This is a genomic window from Thermomonas fusca, assembly GCF_005862345.1.
Lineage (GTDB): Bacteria > Pseudomonadota > Gammaproteobacteria > Xanthomonadales > Xanthomonadaceae > Thermomonas > Thermomonas fusca.
In genome coordinates this window covers 271,612-289,306 of record NZ_SROY01000002.1, presented here as the reverse complement: position 1 = coordinate 289,306, position 17,695 = coordinate 271,612, and the positions used below count along the sequence as shown (strand labels likewise).

Annotated in this window: 19 protein-coding genes and 1 tRNA gene; 6 read left to right on the top strand and 14 right to left on the bottom strand. The window is 69.4% G+C overall.

The annotated features are described in order from the left end of the window. Nucleotides 1-41: 41 nt before the first annotated feature. The 3 genes from E5S66_RS05585 to E5S66_RS05575 are packed head-to-tail and all read left to right on the top strand — an operon-like array spanning nt 42 to nt 2,736. Entirely contained in the window at nt 42-1,340 is a 1,299-nt protein-coding gene (locus tag E5S66_RS05585; protein WP_138348263.1) for an AsmA family protein, read from the top strand. After that, complete coding sequence (mutY, locus tag E5S66_RS05580; RefSeq protein WP_138348261.1) at nt 1,337-2,470, top strand: A/G-specific adenine glycosylase; 1,134 nt, start codon at nt 1,337-1,339, stop codon at nt 2,468-2,470. Before E5S66_RS05585 ends, mutY begins: the two co-directional genes overlap by 4 nt. Next, complete coding sequence (locus E5S66_RS05575; protein WP_138348259.1) at nt 2,467-2,736, top strand: oxidative damage protection protein; 270 nt, start codon at nt 2,467-2,469, stop codon at nt 2,734-2,736. Before mutY ends, E5S66_RS05575 begins: the two co-directional genes overlap by 4 nt. Here E5S66_RS05575 and E5S66_RS05570 read toward each other — a convergent pair. Further along, nucleotides 2,718-3,143: a DUF6491 family protein gene (locus tag E5S66_RS05570; RefSeq protein WP_138348257.1), complete on the bottom strand. Its 426-nt coding sequence runs from the start codon at nt 3,141-3,143 to the stop codon at nt 2,718-2,720. The genes E5S66_RS05575 and E5S66_RS05570 overlap by 19 nt on opposite strands. 152 nt (nt 3,144-3,295) lie before the next feature. Between E5S66_RS05570 and E5S66_RS05565 the strand changes: the two genes are divergently transcribed. From E5S66_RS05565 to E5S66_RS05555, 3 genes are all read left to right on the top strand, one after another. Continuing rightward, nucleotides 3,296-3,371 (top strand) — tRNA-Phe (locus E5S66_RS05565). A 112-nt stretch (nt 3,372-3,483) separates the two neighbouring features. Further along, nucleotides 3,484-4,047, top strand: coding sequence for a cysteine hydrolase family protein (locus E5S66_RS05560; RefSeq protein WP_138348255.1), 564 nt, complete (start codon nt 3,484-3,486; stop codon nt 4,045-4,047). Then, entirely contained in the window at nt 3,980-5,158 is a 1,179-nt protein-coding gene (locus tag E5S66_RS05555) for a DNA topoisomerase IB (protein ID WP_425472186.1), read from the top strand. Before E5S66_RS05560 ends, E5S66_RS05555 begins: the two co-directional genes overlap by 68 nt. Nucleotides 5,159-5,203: 45 nt before the next feature. Here the strand turns inward: E5S66_RS05555 and E5S66_RS05550 are convergent, their stop codons facing one another. The 13 genes from E5S66_RS05550 to E5S66_RS05495 form a co-directional block, all read right to left on the bottom strand. Continuing rightward, a complete protein-coding gene (locus tag E5S66_RS05550) occupies nt 5,204-5,722 on the bottom strand; it encodes a hypothetical protein (RefSeq protein ID WP_138348251.1) in 519 nt (172 codons plus the stop codon). 17 nt (nt 5,723-5,739) lie between these two features. Then, nucleotides 5,740-7,239: an FAD-dependent oxidoreductase gene (locus tag E5S66_RS05545; protein WP_138348249.1), complete on the bottom strand. Its 1,500-nt coding sequence runs from the start codon at nt 7,237-7,239 to the stop codon at nt 5,740-5,742. A gap of 30 nt (nt 7,240-7,269) precedes the next feature. Further along, complete coding sequence (gene ku / locus E5S66_RS05540) at nt 7,270-8,202, bottom strand: non-homologous end joining protein Ku (protein WP_138348247.1); 933 nt, start codon at nt 8,200-8,202, stop codon at nt 7,270-7,272. 14 nt (nt 8,203-8,216) lie between these two features. Continuing rightward, nucleotides 8,217-9,200, bottom strand: a complete 984-nt coding sequence (locus tag E5S66_RS05535) for an SDR family oxidoreductase (protein WP_138348245.1) — start codon at nt 9,198-9,200, stop codon at nt 8,217-8,219. 71 nt (nt 9,201-9,271) lie between these two features. Beyond that, nucleotides 9,272-9,664 (bottom strand): low affinity iron permease family protein, encoded by a 393-nt coding sequence (locus tag E5S66_RS05530; protein WP_138348243.1) that lies wholly within the window; start codon nt 9,662-9,664, stop codon nt 9,272-9,274. A 22-nt stretch (nt 9,665-9,686) separates the two neighbouring features. Next, nucleotides 9,687-10,271: an RES family NAD+ phosphorylase gene (locus E5S66_RS05525; RefSeq protein WP_138348241.1), complete on the bottom strand. Its 585-nt coding sequence runs from the start codon at nt 10,269-10,271 to the stop codon at nt 9,687-9,689. A 34-nt stretch (nt 10,272-10,305) separates the two neighbouring features. Beyond that, nucleotides 10,306-10,500, bottom strand: a complete 195-nt coding sequence (locus E5S66_RS05520; protein ID WP_028838897.1) for a hypothetical protein — start codon at nt 10,498-10,500, stop codon at nt 10,306-10,308. Nucleotides 10,501-10,683: 183 nt separating this feature from the next. Beyond that, nucleotides 10,684-11,925 (bottom strand): BON domain-containing protein, encoded by a 1,242-nt coding sequence (locus E5S66_RS05515; RefSeq protein WP_138348239.1) that lies wholly within the window; start codon nt 11,923-11,925, stop codon nt 10,684-10,686. Nucleotides 11,926-12,081: 156 nt separating this feature from the next. Further along, complete coding sequence (locus E5S66_RS13555) at nt 12,082-12,249, bottom strand: hypothetical protein (RefSeq protein ID WP_171033481.1); 168 nt, start codon at nt 12,247-12,249, stop codon at nt 12,082-12,084. A 47-nt stretch (nt 12,250-12,296) separates the two neighbouring features. Next, nucleotides 12,297-13,640, bottom strand: coding sequence for a sigma-54-dependent transcriptional regulator (locus E5S66_RS05510; RefSeq protein ID WP_171033480.1), 1,344 nt, complete (start codon nt 13,638-13,640; stop codon nt 12,297-12,299). Nucleotides 13,641-13,807: 167 nt separating this feature from the next. Next, entirely contained in the window at nt 13,808-14,176 is a 369-nt protein-coding gene (locus tag E5S66_RS05505; protein WP_138348235.1) for an ANTAR domain-containing protein, read from the bottom strand. 228 nt (nt 14,177-14,404) lie between these two features. Next, the gene (ligD, locus tag E5S66_RS05500; protein ID WP_138348233.1) at nt 14,405-16,924 is read right to left on the bottom strand and encodes a DNA ligase D; all 2,520 of its coding nucleotides are present in this window, start codon (nt 16,922-16,924) and stop codon (nt 14,405-14,407) included. A 10-nt stretch (nt 16,925-16,934) separates the two neighbouring features. Beyond that, nucleotides 16,935-17,537 (bottom strand): hypothetical protein, encoded by a 603-nt coding sequence (locus tag E5S66_RS05495; RefSeq protein WP_138348231.1) that lies wholly within the window; start codon nt 17,535-17,537, stop codon nt 16,935-16,937. Nucleotides 17,538-17,695: the final 158 nt, after the last annotated feature.

The window sequence follows — 17,695 nt, the reverse complement described above, 5'->3', positions numbered from 1 at the left end:
CCTGCGCGGCGTGAATGGCCAGTGCCGCATGATGCCGCGCAATGGACGACATCGCTGACGCCATGAAGCGCGATCCGGACGCGAGCCCACGCAGGCCCCTGCTGCGACGGTTGCTGCGCGGCGTCGCGATTCTCCTCGCCCTGCTGCTCGGTCTCCTGCTGCTGGCCGGCTGGCTGCTGCAACCCAGGCGCGCGGGCGCGACCCTGCTGTCGCTGGCGGGCGATGCGCTGGGCCTGCAGCTGCGCGCGCAGGAGATCGACTACCGCCTGCGCGGCACGCCCCAGCTGGTGCTGCGCAACGTGGAAGCAAAACGCCCCGACGACACCACCGCACTGCTGCGCGCCAGGCGCGTGTTCGTCTCGCTGCCCTGGCGCACGCTGCGCAGCCGCGGCACCGACCTGACCGTGCAGCGCATCGAGCTGGACGCGCCGGTGCTGGACATCCCCGCCCTGCAGCGTTGGCTGGCCACCCGCCCGCCCAGCGGGAAAACCCGCATTCCGGTGCTGACCGGCGGCTTGCGCGTGCGCGACGGCCGCATCGACAACGACGACTGGCGCATCGACGGCCTCGCCATCGACCTGCCTTCCCTGCATCCGCAGCGCCCGCTGCGCGCGCACGTGCGCGGGCGCTACCTCGATGCGCCGCTGTCGATCCCGGCCGACCTCGCCATCGCCGTCGCCCATCCGCAGCGCCTGCTGGACGGTGCGCACGCCGGCGTCGCTGGCGTCGGCACTCTGACGCTGGCCGGCGCCGGCTGGCGGATCCCTGCGCAGGTGTTCCTGGTCGGGCCGCTGCGGCTGGGCAAGGACTCGGCGCTGATGAAGCCGGCCAGGATCGGAATCGCCGCGCGCTATCTGTCCGGTTCCACCACCGCCCCGTTCCGGCTTGGCCTGCACGGCCCGATGGCCTTCAACAACGCGACCTGGCGGTTGGTGCCGGTGACCGTGGTGCTGGACGGCGACGGCCCGGTGCCGGATGCGCGCGCGCGCGGCAGCGTGTCGGTGGGACGGCGACTGCGCCTGCATCTGGACGGCGCGCTGGCCGCCTGGCCGCAAAGCTGGCCGGCGCTGCCGCCGCCGCTGTCGGCATCCACCTCGCCGCTGCCGTTCGCGCTGGACTACAGCGGCGCGATGGCGTTTTCCGACCCCGCTTCGCTGACCCTGTGCCGCGACGCCACCGCGCTGGACGCGCGCTTCCGCCTGCCGGAGGTGCTGGCATGGCTGGATGCGGGCAGCGCCGGCTCGCCGCTGCCGCCACTGGCCGGGACGCTGTCCACGCCCAGAGTCGAAATCGCGGGTGCGACGCTGGAAGGCGTGGAAGTCGAGCTGGGCGACGAATGAGCGCCCGCAGTCCAGCCACACCTCGCCGTTCCGGCCGCGGCGAAGCGCCTGATTCTTCATCCACGCAGCAGGCGCACGGCCTCGCCGATGGCGAAATCGCCGCGCGCCTGCTGGCATGGTTCGACCGCCATGGCCGCGTCGACCTGCCCTGGCAGCATCCGCGCACGCCGTACCGGGTGTGGCTGAGCGAAATCATGCTGCAGCAGACGCAGGTATCGGTGGTGAGCGGCTACTTCGAGCGCTTCGTCAGCGCCCTGCCCGATCTGCCAGCGCTGGCGCGCGCCTCGCAGGACGAGGTGCTGGCGCTGTGGTCCGGGCTTGGCTACTACGCCCGCGCGCGCAACCTGCACGCCACCGCGAAGCTGTGCGTGGAGCGCCACGGCGGCGACCTGCCGCGCGATCTCGATGCGCTGATCGCGCTGCCCGGCATCGGCCGCAGCACCGCAGGCGCCATCCTGACGCAGGCATGGAACGACCGCGCGCCGATCCTCGACGGCAACGTCAAGCGCGTGCTGTGCCGGCTGTTCGGCATCGACGGCTGGCCGGGCACGCCTGCGGTCGAGAAACAGCTGTGGTCGATTGCCGCAAGCCTGCTGCCGGATGCGCGGCTTGCCGACTGGACCCAGGCGCAGATGGATTTCGGCGCCACCCTGTGCACCCGCGCCAGTCCCGCCTGCGCGATCTGCCCGCTGCAGGACGCGTGCGTTGCCCGCCGCGAAGGCCGCATCGCCGAACTGCCCGCGGCCAAACCGGGCAAGCCGCTGCCGCAGCGCGAAACCCGGATGCTGATCGTGGAAGACCCGGCCGGCCGCGTGCTGCTGTGGCGCCGGCCGCCCACCGGCGTCTGGGCGTCGCTATGGTCGCTGCCGCAGCACGAAAGCAGCGACGAGGCGCAAGCATGGTTCCAGCGCCACCTCGATGGCGATTTCGCCAGCGCGCGCGCCCTGCCCGCGCTGGACCACGGTTTCACCCACTTCCGCCTGCGCATCCACCCGCGGCTGATCGCCGTCAGCGGCCCGCGCGCGGCCATCGGCGATAATGCCGACCTGCGTTGGGCAAGCCGCGCGGAACTCGCCACGATCGGCCTGCCCGCGCCGGTGCGGAAACTGCTTCAGGAGCAAACGGAATGACCCGCAAGGTGCACTGCGTGGTGGATAACATCGATACCGACGGTCTGGACTTCCCGCCGTGGCCGGGCGAAGCCGGCAAGCGGGTCTTCAACGAGGTCGGCAAACCGGCGTGGCAGCGCTGGCTGGCGCACCAGACCATGCTCATCAACGAGAACCGGATCTCGCCGATGAACCCCGAACACCGCGCCTTCCTCGAAGCGCAGATGGTGAAGTACCTGTTCGAAGGCGGTGCCGACAAGCCGCCGGGTTACATGCCGGAGGCCTGAGCCCCGGCTTTCTCGCGCAGCCCTTTCTCGGCTGCCCGCAGCGCCTTCACGTCGAGCGGGCGGATTTCCTGGATCAGGCAGCTGAGCTGGGAGCCGGGCGCAATCACCTTGTCGAAGCGCGACAGGGTCATCCCGCTGAAGGACGACAGGCCAAGGAACGGCGAGCCGTTGCTCCATGCCAGACACGGCCCGGACAGGCGCAGCAGCCAGCTTTCGTTGGGCCGCATCTGCAGGACCACGTGCTGGTCGTCGATGCGCTCCCAGCCCATCGGGTCGATGTAGCGGATCTGGTTCACCGGCGCGCCAGCATGCTGCTGGTACAACGCCAGACGGTCGGTATCGCTGATCCGGCCGGTGGCGCAAGCCGCCAGCACCAGCGCGATTGCAGTGGCAATGATCGCCTTCATGGCGCTCTCCTGACCATTGGATATCGCCATCCTCCTCCCCCGATGCCGAACGCCTGCCCAACGGCTACGGCGACCGCCTGCGGCCCCCGCCTCGAAAATGGGTTGCCCAACCGGCCGGCGATCCGTATCATGCGCGGCTCGCAGCACAGCTTGGCTCGGTAGCTCAGTTGGTAGAGCAGGGGATTGAAAATCCCCGTGTCGGCGGTTCGATTCCGTCCCGAGCCACCAAATTCAGCGCCCAACTGTCCGCAGTTGGGCGTTTTCGTTCGTGCCCGCGCAACCGCCCCCGACCCGGCGCACTTCAACCCCCGTTGACGGCGCTCGTGCGAGCGTTTTGGGCATGCCGGAATCCGCGCTGCTCATCGTCGACGTGATCAATCATTTCGCCTTCGACGGCGCGCGCCCGCTTGCCACCGCGGCTGGCGCGATCTGCGCGCCGCTGCGTGCGCTGCGCGATCGGTTCGATGCGGCCGGCTGCCCGGTGATCTATGCCAACGACAACTGGACGCACTGGCAGGGCGGCTTTCCGGAACTGGTGGCGTCCTGCCATCAACGCGGCGGGGCATCGGCGCGGCTGGCGGAAGGGCTGGCGCCGGAACCCGGCCACTACCATGTGCTGAAGCCGAAGCATTCCGCATTTCGCGCCACCGCGCTGCCGATCCTGCTGCTGCAGCTCGGCGTCGAGCGACTGGCGATCACCGGCATCGCCACCGATTCCTGCGTGCTGGCCACCGCACTGGACGCGCACATGCGCGGCTACCGGCTGTGGGTGCCGGGCGACTGCACGGCCGCGCGCACGCCGACGCTGCAGCGCGCGGCGATGCACGTGCTGCGGCATACCTGCGACGCGGAAGTGGCGGCAAGCAGCGGCAGGCGTGATCCGTTCGGGCTCGCTCGCAAGTGAGGGGCCGGCTTGCACGCGCCTGGTTGCTGCCGCCCGGCCGGCGCCGCGGCACTGGCGGCAGTTCGCTGACCAGGGACGCCGCGGGATGAGCGGGCGCGCGCGCCTGCGCCATGTCAGCGACGCCCTGCCCGGCATCCGCAGGCAAGGCCGCACCCGCTTCCACTACCTGTCGGCCGGCGGCCGACGCGTTCGCGATGCCAAGACCCTGGCGCGGATTCGCGCGCTGGCCATTCCGCCGGCGTGGACCGACGTGTGGATCTGCAATGACCCGCGCGGCCACCTGCAGGCCACCGGCCGCGACGCCAAGGGCCGCAAGCAGTACCGCTACCACCCGGCGTGGATCAGCCGCAGCCACCACGACAAGCACGAACGCGTCATCGCGTTCGGCGCCGCGCTGCCGCAGTTGCGGCGGGCGCTGCGCAGGGCGCTGGCCGGGCCGGGGTTTCCCAGGGACAAGGTGGTGGCGATGGTGGTGGCGGTGATGGCCACCACCCTGATCCGGGTCGGCAACGACGAATACGCCTCCAGCAACCGTTCCTACGGCCTGACCACACTGCGCAACCGGCATGTGCAGGCGGTGCGCAGCGGCGGGCTGCGCTTCCGATTCCGCGGCAAGTCGGGGCAATCGCAGGAAGTGCCGCTGACCGATGCGCGGCTGGTGCGGCTGGTCCGGCGCTGCCAGCAGCTTCCCGGCCAGCGCCTGTTCCAGTATGTCGAGGCCGGACGCTGCCGGCCGGTCAGTTCCGCCGACGTCAACCGCTGGCTGCAGGACGCGATGGGCGAGGATTTCTCGGCCAAGGACTTCCGCACCTGGGGCGCCACCGCGCTGGCATTCCGGGCTCTGGCCGCCACCCCACTGCCGGAGGGCGATGCCGCCAGCGAGCGCAGCCTGACCGCGCTGGAGAACGCGGTGGTGGAACAGGTGGCGGCCACCCTGGGCAATACCCGCGCGGTATGCCGCAGCGCCTACATCGACCCGCGCGTGTTCGCGGCCTGGCGCAGCGCGCAGTTGCAGCGCCATGTCCGCGGCGCCACCGGGGAACGCCAGTGGGAAGCCGCCACCCTGCGCTTCCTGCGCGCGCAGCGGCGCAAGTCGCGGGTCCCCGCATAGCCCGCGCTTCGGCGCCACCACGCGCAAAGTCACCGGCGCCCCATGTCAGGCTTTCGACCGCGCGCCCACACAATTGCCGCTCCGCGACCGGCGCCGGCTGCCCAGCACCAGTCCGACGCCGAACACGGCATAGGTCGCCCACATCCCGGCCGCGCCGATCTTGCCTTCGAAGCCCGGGCTGAGCCGGCGCGGCACCACCTTGTAGTCCACCCAATAAGCCACGGCGGCGATCGAGGCGGCGCGCAGCGCCTGTCCGCGACGGTCGGTTTCAGCGGGCCGCAGCAGCTGGTAGCCGACTGCCCAGAACACCGAGCTGGCGTGATGGATCAGATAGCCGATGCCGGTATGCCGCCACGAGGCCGCGCTGCGCGAACGCGCCTGCGGATACCAGATCCACTGGCTGGCGGAATTGGTGCCGGCCGCGGCATGGCCGGTACGCAGGTGACTGAACAGCGACACCACCAGCGTGGACAGCAGGCTGGCGACACAGCCGCTGCACTGCGCATCCAGCAGCAGGCGACGCAAGCGTCGCGCGCCGGCCGGCGCATCGTGGACGGCCTGCATGCGCGGCGCCGCGGAGTTCACCGGGCGTCCTCCAGCCGCAGCCGCTCCAGGTCCGACAGCGCCGGCCCGTCCAGCACGCGGCCGTCGGGATGGAAGCGGCTGCCGTGGCAGGGGCAGTCCCAGCCCGGCTGTTCCGGGTTCCACGCCACGTGGCAGCGCAGGTGCGGGCAGACCGGCGACAGCACGGTAAGGGTGCCGTCCGAAGCGCGATAGACCGCAAAGGTCTTGCCTTGGTGATCGACCAGCTTGCCCTGCCCCGGCGCCACCGACGACAGCGATGCCGGTTCCACCTGCCGCAGCCGGTCGCCCACCAGGTGCTTGACCACCGCCGCGTTTTCCTCGGCCCAGCCCTTGGCTGATTTCACCGGGGTAAGCCGCCGCGGCGACAGCAGATCGACGGCGGGATTGCCCTTGTCCTGCACCAGGTCGCGGATCAGCCCGGCGGCCACCGTACCCCAGGTCAAGCCGTCGGCGGCAAAGCCGGTGGCGATGAACACGTTGTCGTGCGCGCTGCGGCCGATGTACGGCAGCCCGTCGGCGGAACGCAGCTGCTGCGCCGACCAGCAGTGTTCGAATGTCTCCACCCCGAAATGGCGCCGGGCGAAGCCGCGCAGGCGCTCCAGACGGACCGCTTCGGGCGCCTGCTCGCCGGTGCGGTGCGGCTCGCCGATCACCACCAGGTGCTCGACGCCGGCGTGCCGATAGCGGCGCAGCGAATGTTCGCCATCGCGGAACCAGAAGATCCCGGACGGCATCGCGCCGGCTTCCACCCGCGCCGAAATGCCGTATTCGATGCAAGGCTGCATTTCCGCCTGCACCAGGTTGAAACCGATCGGCGAATGGGTGGCAATGACTATCGCGCCAGCACGGATTTCGCCGTCGGTGGTACGCACCCGGCCTTCGCTGGCATCGATGTCGATGACCCGGGTCTCCTCGAACAGCCGTGCGCCGCGACGCTGCGCCTGCGCAGCCAGCGCCTGCACGTAGGCGCAGGGGTTGCACTGCGCCTGCCCGCGGATCCTCAGCATCCGCCCGGACGCCAGCGCCAGCGGCGGTTCCACCCAGTCGGGCGCCAGCCCGGCCAGCGCCAGCGCCGCGAACTCCTCGCGCAGCGCCTGCAGGGCGTCGCCGGCTTCCTGCTCCAGGCCGATGTGCAGGTCCACCCGTTCGAAGTCGCAGTCCAGCCGCAGCGTTTCCACGTCGCGGGCGATCTGCGCCACCGCTTCGCCACGCAGGCGGACCACGCTGCGCAGGGTTTCCTCACCCCATTTCCCGAGCAGGGTGGCGAGCCCATGCGACAGCGTCGCGTACAGGTTGCCGGTGGAGCGCCCGGTATTGCCGGCGCCGATCCGCGCACTTTCCACCAGCGCCACCGACATCCCCGCCTCGGCCAGCCGCAGCGCGGTGGTCACGCCGGTGATGCCGCCGCCGACCACCGCGACATCCGCCACCTCGGAGCCCTTGAGCGACTCGAAACCCGAGCGCGTATTGCTGGTGCTGGTCCACAGGCTGTTCATGCCATCTCCTTTGGCGGGCGTGGTGGCGTCTCAGCGCGCCGTCCTGGACTTGGCCGCGCGCTTGGCCGGCTTCGGTTTTGCGGCTGCCGCCTTGCCGGGCTTGCCGGCCTTGCTGGCGGTCTTGGCTGGTTTGCGGGCCACCGCCTTGGACGCCGGCGTGCGGCGCTTGGCGTCGATGCTTTTTTGCAGCAGCGACATGAAGTCGACCACGTTGGTGGTGGCGTCATCGCGCAGCGCGGGTTCTTCCAGCGACTTGCGCACCTTGCCGCCCTTGGCCTTGATGCGCTTTTCGATCACCTTCTGCAGGCGCGCGCGGAATTCGTCCCGGTACCCGGCCGGCCTCCACTCGCTCTCCATCGAGGCGATCAGCGCTTCGGCCATTTCCAGCTCGCGCGGGCTGATCCGGTAATCGCCGGCCTTCCCGGCCGGCAGCGCGTAGTCGCCGGCATCCACCAGTTCCTGCGGGTAGCGCATCATCACCAGCAGCAGCGCATCGCCCCGCGGCAACAGCGCGCACAGGTTTTCGCGGGTGCGGATCACGATGCGGGCGATGCCCATGCGGCCGGTGCGCTTGAGGGTTTCGCGCAGCAGCACATAGCCCTTCTCCGCCTTCTTCGCCGGCACCAGCACATAGGGTTTCTCGAAATACTGCGGGCCGATCGCCTCGACGTCGACGAACGCCTCCACGTCGATGGCGTCGTGGCTTTCCGGCGCGGCCGAGCGGATGTCCTCCTGCTCCAGCACCACGTAGCTTCCCTTGTCGTATTCGAACGCCTTGACGATCTCCTTCCACGGCACTTCCTCGCCGGTTTCGGCGTTGACGCGCTCGTAGCGGATCGGCGACTTGTCGCGCGCGTCCAGCATGCGGAACGACAGGTCGGTGGTGCGGGTGCCCGCCATCAGCTGCACCGGGATGTTGAGCAGGCCGAAAGACAGCGAGCCGGACCAGATCGGGCGTGGCATCTTCGTGACCCCCGTCAGCCGCGCGGGCCGCCCATCACCGGCAGCACCACGCCGTTGACGTAGGAGGCGGTGACGGGAGATGCCAGGAACACGAATGCCGGCGAGATTTCCTCCGGCTGCGCCGGCCGGCCCATGTCGCTGTCTGCGCCGAACGTCGCCACCTCTTTTGCGGATTTGTCGGCGGGGTTCAGCGGCGTCCACACCGGGCCCGGCGCCACGCAGTTGACCCGGATGCCTCGCCCCAGCAGGTGGCTGGCCAGCGATTTCGTCCACGCGTGGATGGCGCCCTTGGTGGCCGAGTAGTCCAGCAGCTTGGGGCTGCCGAACAGCGCGGTTTCCGAGCCGGTATTGATGATGCTGCCGCCGCGCGGCAGGTGCGGCACCGCCGCGCGCGCCATGTGGAAATAGCCGGCGATGTTGGTCTGCAGGGTTTCCTGCAGGCGCGCGTCGTCGATGTCCTCGATGCGCTCTGCGTGCAGCTGGAAGGCGGCGTTGTTGACCAGCACGTCGAGCTTGCCGAAGGCCTTGCGCACCTGTTCGACGGCGCGCTCGCAGAAGCTGCTGTCGCGGACATCGCCGGAAATGGCGATGCAGCGGCGCCCTTCGGCTTCCACCGCCGCGCAGGTCTGCTTCGCGTCGTCGTGTTCGCTGAGGTAGAGGATGGCCACGTCGGCGCCCTCGCGCGCGAACAGCACCGCTACCGCGCGGCCGATCCCGGAGTCGCCGCCGGTCACCAGCGCCGCCATGCCGTCCAGCTTGCCGCTGCCGACGTAGTCCGGCGCCTGCCACCGCGGCTGCAGCTCGAGATCGGCCTCCTTGCCCGGCTTGCGCAGGTGCTGCGCCGGCATCGGGTTTTGCGGCTGCCGGCGGCTGCCTGCCTGCACCGCTTTCCTTTTGCCGCCCTCGGTCTTCTTTGCAGCCTTCTTGCGGGGCGCGGCGTCCGCCTCGGCCTGCAATTTTCGCTGGCGGCGCGCAGTGGCGTCTGCTCGGCTGGTCATGGCTGCATCACCGGTTCTTCCGTTGCGTTGAAGGTGCACGACGCCACGTGAAGGAGGCGTCCGCCCAGTGTTCACTCCGCCGGTTTGCCGCGGCGTTTTTCCAGCGCGCAGCCGGCGTTGCGCCCCAGCCGCTCGTAGTACTGGCGCAGCGCTTCCAGTTCGGCTTCTTCCATCCGCCCCAGGTCCATCATCGCGTTGTCCGCGTCCTTTACCGCACGGATCAGTTCGTCCAGCTTGATCTGGATCGCTTCGGTGTCGCGGTTCTGCGCGTTCTGGATCAGGAACACCATCAGGAAGGTGACGATGGTGGTGCCGGTGTTGATGACCAACTGCCATTCGGCGGAATAGTCGAACATCGGCCCGGAAATCGCCCACACAAACACTGCGCCCGCGGCGATGCCGAAGGCGACGGGGTGTCCTGCACAGCGTGATGTTGTCTGGGCAAAGCGGCGAAAGCCTGCCATGTGCGCCTCCTTGCGCTGGAATTCAGATGCGGATGCGCTCATCCACGGTGACCGGCAACAACCGTATTACCACCATCTGCGCGAAATGCGGGTGATCGGGATTGATGAGGACGTTGCATTCGTCCGGGCACAGCGCACTGGGAACGCGCAGCGCCAGCGATTTGCCGGACTTGTGCCAGGTATCGCCGATGGCCTGCACGTGTTCGCGATAGGGCCGCTGGTCCCAGTCCGCCAGCAGTTCGCCTTGCACCAGAATGTCCTGCACCGGCAGGCTGGCCACCGCCAGCACCAGCGACTGCGGGGTGCGGCCTTCCAGATGGGCCATGAATTCGAGCATCGCGCCGGCCGGCGACAACGATGCATAGATCGCCGGGTTCTCGCGACTGGTCCAGCGACCCTCAGCGGCGCTTTCGGCACCGCTGAAGGCCTGGGCGGACTTCCTGTCCTCGACGATGCGATACACGTGGACCCTGCCGTCCCTGGCTGCATCGTCCGTGCTTGCGGGCAGTACGTCGGTTGCCGCGGTGGCGGCGACCGACGAGGTGAACGCCGGCGGGTCACTGGCCGGGAAACTGTCTTCGAGCGCTTCGTCCAGATTCTTGTTCATGGTCTGCCCGTGAGGGGGAGGTTGGCGGGCCGCTTCAGCGGTTGCCGCGCCTGTCGTTGTTCAGGTCGCTGTCGCTGCGGCCCTTGTTGCTGCCCTGCTGCTCGTCCGGGCGCGAGCCGGCGCTGCGCTGGTGCTGGCCCGAGCGCTCGTTGGTGCCGGCGTTCTTCATGCCCTGGTTACGGTCGTTGTCGGTGTGCTGGTTCTTGCCGGTGGGGTTGTTGTTCGGCATGTCCTTGCTCCTTGTTGTTCCGGATCGGTTTGCCCTGCTTGCGCATGGGCATGTTGAGTTATGCAGGTTGCGGGCCAACCGGTGGAGCCCGCTCCCATGCGGTTCTGCGCGTCCTGCCCGCGGTCGTCGCGCGCAAAATCCGCGTTGACGCGCAGGACCTGCACGCGCCGCTGTTCATGGCGCTCACGAAAGCGAGCCCGACCCGCCGCCCGACGACTTGGTGCTGCTGCCGTTCTTGTTGCCGGTGGTCGTGTTCGATGCCGCGCGCAGGTCCGACTGCGACGACGAGCTGGATGCTGACGTCGATGCCGACGCACCGGACGCGATGCGGATGTTGTTGCGCACTTCGCGCACTCCGCTGCAGCCATCGGCCAGGTCTTCGGCGCGATGCTTTTCCCAGCGCTCATCGACACTGCCATTCAGGTTCACGGTGCCGTTCTGCACTTCCACCGTGATGTTGCGGGCATCGACGAAGTCATCGTCCATCAGGCGTTCGTTCAGATCCTCGCGGATGCGCTCGTCGCTGCGGGTGTAGCTGCTCGGCCCCAGGCCGCGCCGGCTCTCGAAGCTGCGGCTCTGGCCGGACTGCTGGCCCCAGTAGCTGGAACCCGAACGCATCCCGCCCTGTTCGCCGTATTCCCGGCCATACACATGGCCCTGTTGCGAGCCGTAGCTGCCCTGCTGCGGATAGCTGCCCTGGCCGTAGCCCTGCTGCGCGTAGCTGCGGCCCTGCTCCTGACTGAAGCCCTGCTGCGGATAGCGGCCCTGGCCATAACCCTGCTGCGCATAACCGCGACCCTGCTCCTGGCCATAACTTTGCTGGGAGTAGCCGCGGCCCTGCTGCTGACCATAACCCTGCTGCGCGTAACCCTGCTGCGCGTACTCCTGGCCATAGCCGGAGCCCTGATAGGCGGAGCCACCCGAGCCGCCGCGCATGTCGTCGTACTGCTGGCTGCTGCCGAAGCCGCTGCCGCGCTCCTGCTCGCGGCCGTAGGTGCGTTCGGCCTCGTCCATGCCGTAGCCGCCGTGGCGGGCCTCGGCGCGATTGCCGTGCTGGTCGTATGGATAGTCGCCACTGCCCAGACCCTGTTCACGCCACGGCGCATGCCGCTGCCCGAATTCGCCGCGCATGTCCGAGGACGCCGACTCGCCATATCCCTGGCTCTGTTGCCCGTATTCCTGGCGCCCGCCAAGGCGATTGCCGTTGCCGGTCATGCCGTTGCGATAGCCGGCCTGCGCACGCGCGCGATCCTGTCCGTGGTTGTCCTGGTTGCGGTCTTTCATTCTGATTGCCCTCATGTTGTCGAGCCAATTGCCCGCCGCGTGCAAGGCGTGCGCTCCCACGTCCCACGCCTCCTTGGCAACCGCCTTCAGTTCGCCGGTGCCGGTGGTGGTCGAATGTCCGCTGGGGATCGAATTGCGCACGGTGTCCTCCTTGTGTTTGCGATGGCGCGGGCCACGACGGCCCGCATCAATACCTACGCAAGCGCCGTGCCAGCTGCGGAACCGAGTGCGGCCGCGGCTTTCAGGACTTCGATCGAAAACCTGCGCGGGCAATTCCTTCCGCGCGATGCAGTTGTGTCAGGCCGGCGTGCAATGGCCGTCGCCAAGCGCGGGCTTTACTGCGAACAGCTGCCGGCACTGCCGGCTGGCCTGCTCCGCACGGGCGATGAATTCCACAGCGCGCGCGGCATCGTCATGCTCCAGCGCATCGCGGGCGATGGACAGCGACAGTTCCAGCACGCTCAAGGCATTGCGCAGCGCGTGTTCGCGCCGTGCTGCGGCGGAAAGGCCGGCTATGCCATCGTTTGGTCGCACCCGGGCCGGCCTTCCTCGGCGGCGATCCGCGCGAGGTGGTTGTGCACAGTGCGCACGCTGATGCCCAGCGCGCGCGCCGCCGCGGTCTTGTCGTTGTCGAAGTGCGAGAGCGTCTTCAGCAGCATGCGGCGCTCCATGTCGGCCATGGTGGTGCCGACGCTGAACACGATGCTGGTATCGGTTTCGCGCAGCACCGCCTGTTGCGCGGACGCCGGCCCCACCATCACCTGGTTGCCGGGCTCGAGCAGGTAGGCGCGCTGCACCGCGCTGCGCAGTTCGCGCACGTTGCCCGGCCACAGGTGCCGCAGCAGCGTCCGCTCGCAGCCGGGCGCCAGCCGCTTGCGCTGGCCATAGCGCGCGTTCAGCCGATCGATGAACGCACGCGCCAGCAGCAGCACGTCGTCGTCGCGATCGCGCAGCGGCGGCATGTGGATGGCGATGTCGGCCAGCCGGTAGTACAGGTCTTCGCGCAACCGGCCCTCGGCTACGGCTTCCAGCGGGTCGCGGTTGGTCGCGGCCACCACCCGCACCGGGACGCGGATGTCGTCGCTGCCGCCAACGCGGGTGATGCAGCCGGTTTCCAGCACGCGCAGCAGGTACACCTGCAGCTGCGGCGGCATCTCCGCGATTTCGTCGAGAAACAGGGTGCCGTGCTCGGCCTGCTCGAACACGCCGATGTGGCGGTTCATCGCACCGGTGAAGCTGCCGCGCTCGTGGCCAAACAGCTGGCTGGCCAGCAGTTCGGCCGGCACCGCGCCGCAATTCAGGGCGACGAATGCGCCGCGGTTGCCGCTGGCCTCGTGCAGGGTTTTCGCGGCCAGCTCCTTGCCGGTGCCGCTTTCTCCGGTCAGCAGCACCGATGCATCGGTCGGCGCGATCCGCAGCAGGGTTGCCACCACTTCGCGCAGCGGGCGCGAACGCCCCAGCAAGCCGGTCCGCATCAGCTGCTGGTCGGAAGCGATGTTGTGCGCGTTCTCGGCGGCGTGCGCGAACATCGCAATCAGCCGCTCCGCCGGCAGCGGCTTGAGCAGGTATTCGACGATCGGCTCGGACACCGCGCGGCGCGCGCTGTCCAGGCAGGGATGCCCGGTGAGCACCACGATCCTGCCCTGCTGGGCAAGGTCGATGTCCTGCAGCAGGTCAAGCCCGCTGCCGTCGGGCAGGTGCAGATCCAGCAGGATGAGATCCATCCGCTGCGCCAGGGCTTCCCTCGCCTGCGCCAGCGTCGGCGCCAGGATCACCTCGCATCCCTGCTGTGCGGCGAAGGCCGCCGCGCATTCCCCGAAGTCGGGATCGTCATCGACGATCAGGATTCTCGCCATTGCATCGACCATGGCGGTGATTCTCTCGCGAGGTGGTTAAACGCCTGCCCGGTTTCACTCACGCAGCTGAATCGATGCCGATCACGCCGTCCACGAATGCGCTACCGCGCGCCGCAGCCAGCACGTTTCGGCGTGGCGATGCCATGCCGCAATCCGGCGTTCGCCCGCTACCGTGGCGCGTCGTGGGCGAACGCGCAGTCGATCAGGCCTTCCACCAGGTCGTGGTAGCAGAACGGCTTGGTCAGGCAGCGCGCATTGCGCGCGTCGCCCACCGACACCGGCCGGTCGCAGGTCAGCAGGAAAGGCAGCCCCCAGCTTTGCGCATCGCGCGCGGCAGCTTCCGGGCTCCCGGTCGAGCGCGTGCCCACCACCAGCGCCTGCGGCGTTTCGCGTCCGCGCGCACGCGCGGCTTCGCTCAGGTTCGAGCACATCGCCACGACGCGAGCGCCGGCCAGGGTCAGAGCATCCGCCAGCACGAAGGCCAGCGTCCTGTCGGGTTCCACCACGAGTACGCGCAGTCCAAGAAGATCACGCATGTGCGCTCCATCCTGCCGGTTTCCCCTGGCCGGCCATCATCCCACCATCGATGCCGACAGGGTTCGCGCGCGCGCACCCCATTCAGCGCAGATTTTTCCCGCCGTTGCAGCTTGTTCAGCGTTCCGGTTTCTGCGCGCTACCGTGCAACCGCTGCGCGCGCCGCGTCGCCGCCTGCCGAGGGCGTGAATGATGGCGGGCGCGCGGCCTGCATGGCCGGCAGCGGCGCCTCAGCCAGGATCGACGATCCGCGACAGGTCCTGCTGCATATCGTCGATGCCGGCCCACGGATGCGCGCGCAGCCGCCGCATCCGCGCCGCCGCGTTGCGCAGGGTGAACTGCGCCGGGCCCTTCAGCCGCCCCAACTCTTCCCAGCGGATCGGCATCGCCACCGGCGCGCCGGTGCGCGCGCGCAGAGAGAACGAGGCCACGCTGGTGGCGCCGCGGCTGTTGCGCAGGTAGTCCACGAAGATCCGGCCCTTGCGCACCTGCTTGGACGCGGTGGCGACGAACTTCAGCGGCTCGGAAGCCGCCAGCGCCTCGGCGAAACCGTGCGCGAACGCCTTCGCCTGCGGCCATGCGCAGGCCGGCCGCAGCGGCACCACCACGTGCAGGCCCTTGCCGCCGGAGGTGCGCAGCCAGCTGGCCAGGCCCAGTTCCTGCAGCCGCTTGCGCAGCGTGCGCGCCGCCGCGACGACCTCCTTCCACGCCACGTCCGGGCCGGGATCGAGGTCGAGCACCAGCCGGTCGGCGCGCTCGGGATCGGCGGCCTGAGCGCCCCAGGGGTGGAACTCCAGCGCGTTGAACTGCACCAGCTCCAGCAGGCCGGCGGCATCGCGCACCACCAGGTAGTCCTCTTCCGCGCCGGACTCCTCGCGCAGGCGCAGGCTGTCCACCTGCTGCATGCCGGCGCCGCCGTGCTTCTGGAAAAAGCACGGCCGCGCCGCGCCTTGCGGGCAACGCACGATCGAGAGCGGGCGGCCGGCGATTTCCGGCAGCAGCCACGGCAGCATGCTGCGGTAGTAATCGAACACCTGCTGCTTGCGGATGCCGTCGTCGGGAAACACCACCCGCTGCGGATGGGTGACGACGATCACCTCTTCCGTCGCCTTCTTGCTGGCCATGGTCTTGCCCTCGGTCTTCGCCGTGGAAGCCGGCGCGCGGTCGCGGTCGCGCAGGTCGGCGGCGGTCTTGTCGGCACGCATCGCCTTCAGCGAGGCCTGCCGCAGCAGGCCGTTGCCGCCGATACCGCGATAATTGGCCTCCACCACCAGCTGCGGCGCGACCCAGCGCGCACGGCGCAGTTCGGGATCGGCCACCTCCACCCGCGCGGTCGGTTCGCGCTGGCCCTCGCCCAGTTGCTTTGCCAGCTGCAGCAGCAGCGCGTCGCTGAAGCCGCTGCCCAGCCGGCCGACGTAGCGCCAGCCGCGCCCTTCCGGCGTGGCCAGCAGCAGCGCACCGATGCCGACGCGGCTGCCCTTCGGCGCGCTGTAGCCGACCACCGCGAATTCGTCGGCAAGCACGTGCTTGGTCTTGCGCCATTCCGGCGAACGTCCGGGGTGGTGGGCGCGGTCCGCACGCTTCGACACGATACCTTCGAAGCCCTGTTCGCAGGCCAGCCGCCAGGCGCGCTCGCCCTCGCCCAGCACGTGCGAGCTGTAGGCCAGGTGCGGCGGCGGCGCGTCCAGCACTGCCTCCAGCAGCGCCTTGCGCTCGACCAGCGGCGCGCCGGACACGTCCACGCCGTCCACGTGCAACAGGTCGAACAGCACCAGCGACAGGCCGGCGTTCTTCTCGCCGGACAGGGTGGCCTGCAGCAGGTTGAAGTCCGCCTTGGTGCCGCTGCCGGCAATCAGTTCGCCATCCAGCGCGGCGTCGCCGAGCTTCAGCGCCTCGATGGCGGCCACGATCTCCGGCAGCTTCGGCGACCAGTCCAGCGCGTTGCGGGAATACAGCCGCGCCTTGCCATCGGCCACCGCCACCAGCAGGCGGTAGCCGTCCCATTTCAGCTCGTGCAGCCAATCGTCGCCGGCCGGCGGCGCATCGCCCAGCCGGGCCAGCTGCGGCGCGAAGTAGCCGCCGTGAAAACGCAATGGCTTCGCGCCGGACAGTTGCAGCGCGCGCTTCGACCAATCGCGCTTGCGGCGCCGTTTGGCCGCTCCCGGCGGCGTGGTCCGCTGCACCTTGGCCGGCTTGCCGGCACCGGCGCGCTTGATGTCGGCGGCCGGCGCCGCGGTCACGTCGCCCAGCAGGTCGTCCGCTTCCAGCGTGCCCGCGTAGCCGTCCTTGTCCTTGAACAGCAGCCACTGCACCTGCCGGCCGGGCTTGCTGGAGCGGACCAGATGCCAGCCGCCCTTGAGCTTGTCGCCGAACAGCTCGAAGCGCAGATGGCCCTTGGCCAGCTGCGCCTGGGCGTCGCCGTCGGTGGACCAGTAGCCGGCGTCGAACCGGGCGACGTGGCCGCCGCCGTACTGGCCCTTGGGGATGTCGCCCTCGAAGCCGGCATAGGTCAGCGGATGGTCCTCCACTTCCACCGCCATCCGCTTCACCGCCGGGTCGAAGCTGGGCCCTTTCGGCACTGCCCAACTCTTGAGCACCCCGCCCACCTGCAGGCGAAAATCGTAATGCCGGCGCGAGGCATGGTGCAGCTGCACCACGAAGATGGCGCGCTTTGTCCCAGCGGACCGGCCGGTCGCGGGTTCCCGCGTCTTCGAGAACTCGCGCTTGCGCCGGTATTCGACGAGGCTCACGCCCGCGGCATCACATCATCCGGTCGCGCGCGTGCTCCGCGCGCGCCGCGCCGATGGCGGTCTGCACCTTCTTCACTTCCTCCGGCGGCGGCAGCACGGCCGGCATGCCCAGCGCCTGGATCCACAGCTCACGGCACCAGCCCTTGGTGTGGTAGAGGTGCTCGTCCTCCTGGTTCTCCACTTCCTCGTAGGCCTGCTTCAGCAGCTTCGCGCCACTGGCGCGGGTCTCCCCGACCTTGCCGATCAGCTCCCAGTTCAGATGGTCCTTGGTTTCGGCCAGCACCACGCATTCGGCGGCGACGATCTCGGCCGCGGCCGGGTCGCCGGCCGCGATCGCGGCGTTGATCGAATCCACCAGCGCCGCGCCCAGCCCGGCCACCACTTCGCGACCAGGGCTCATCTCCTCGGTGTCCATGCCCAGCTGGGCGAACACGTCGGTGAGGATGCGCTCGTGGTTGGTGGTCTGCTCCAGGTAGTGCTTCCACTCCTTGCGCAGATCCTTGTTCTGCGCGGCCTCGATGGCGGCGGTATAGATCTGGATGCCGCCGCGCTCGGTCTCCAGCGCCTGCAACAACAGTTCGTGGATCTGACGGCTCTCTGCCTGCTTGGCCATGGTGGTTCTCCTGCGGTTTGGGGGAAGAGTGGTTGTAGGCCTGCCGGTGTGCAGGCGTGGTCAATGCGGCTGCGACGGGCTGATCCGATGCGGGCCGCCGCCGGTCAACTGCCGCAACTCCCGTGCCAGCGTCCGCGACGCTACCGGCCGTCGTGCGC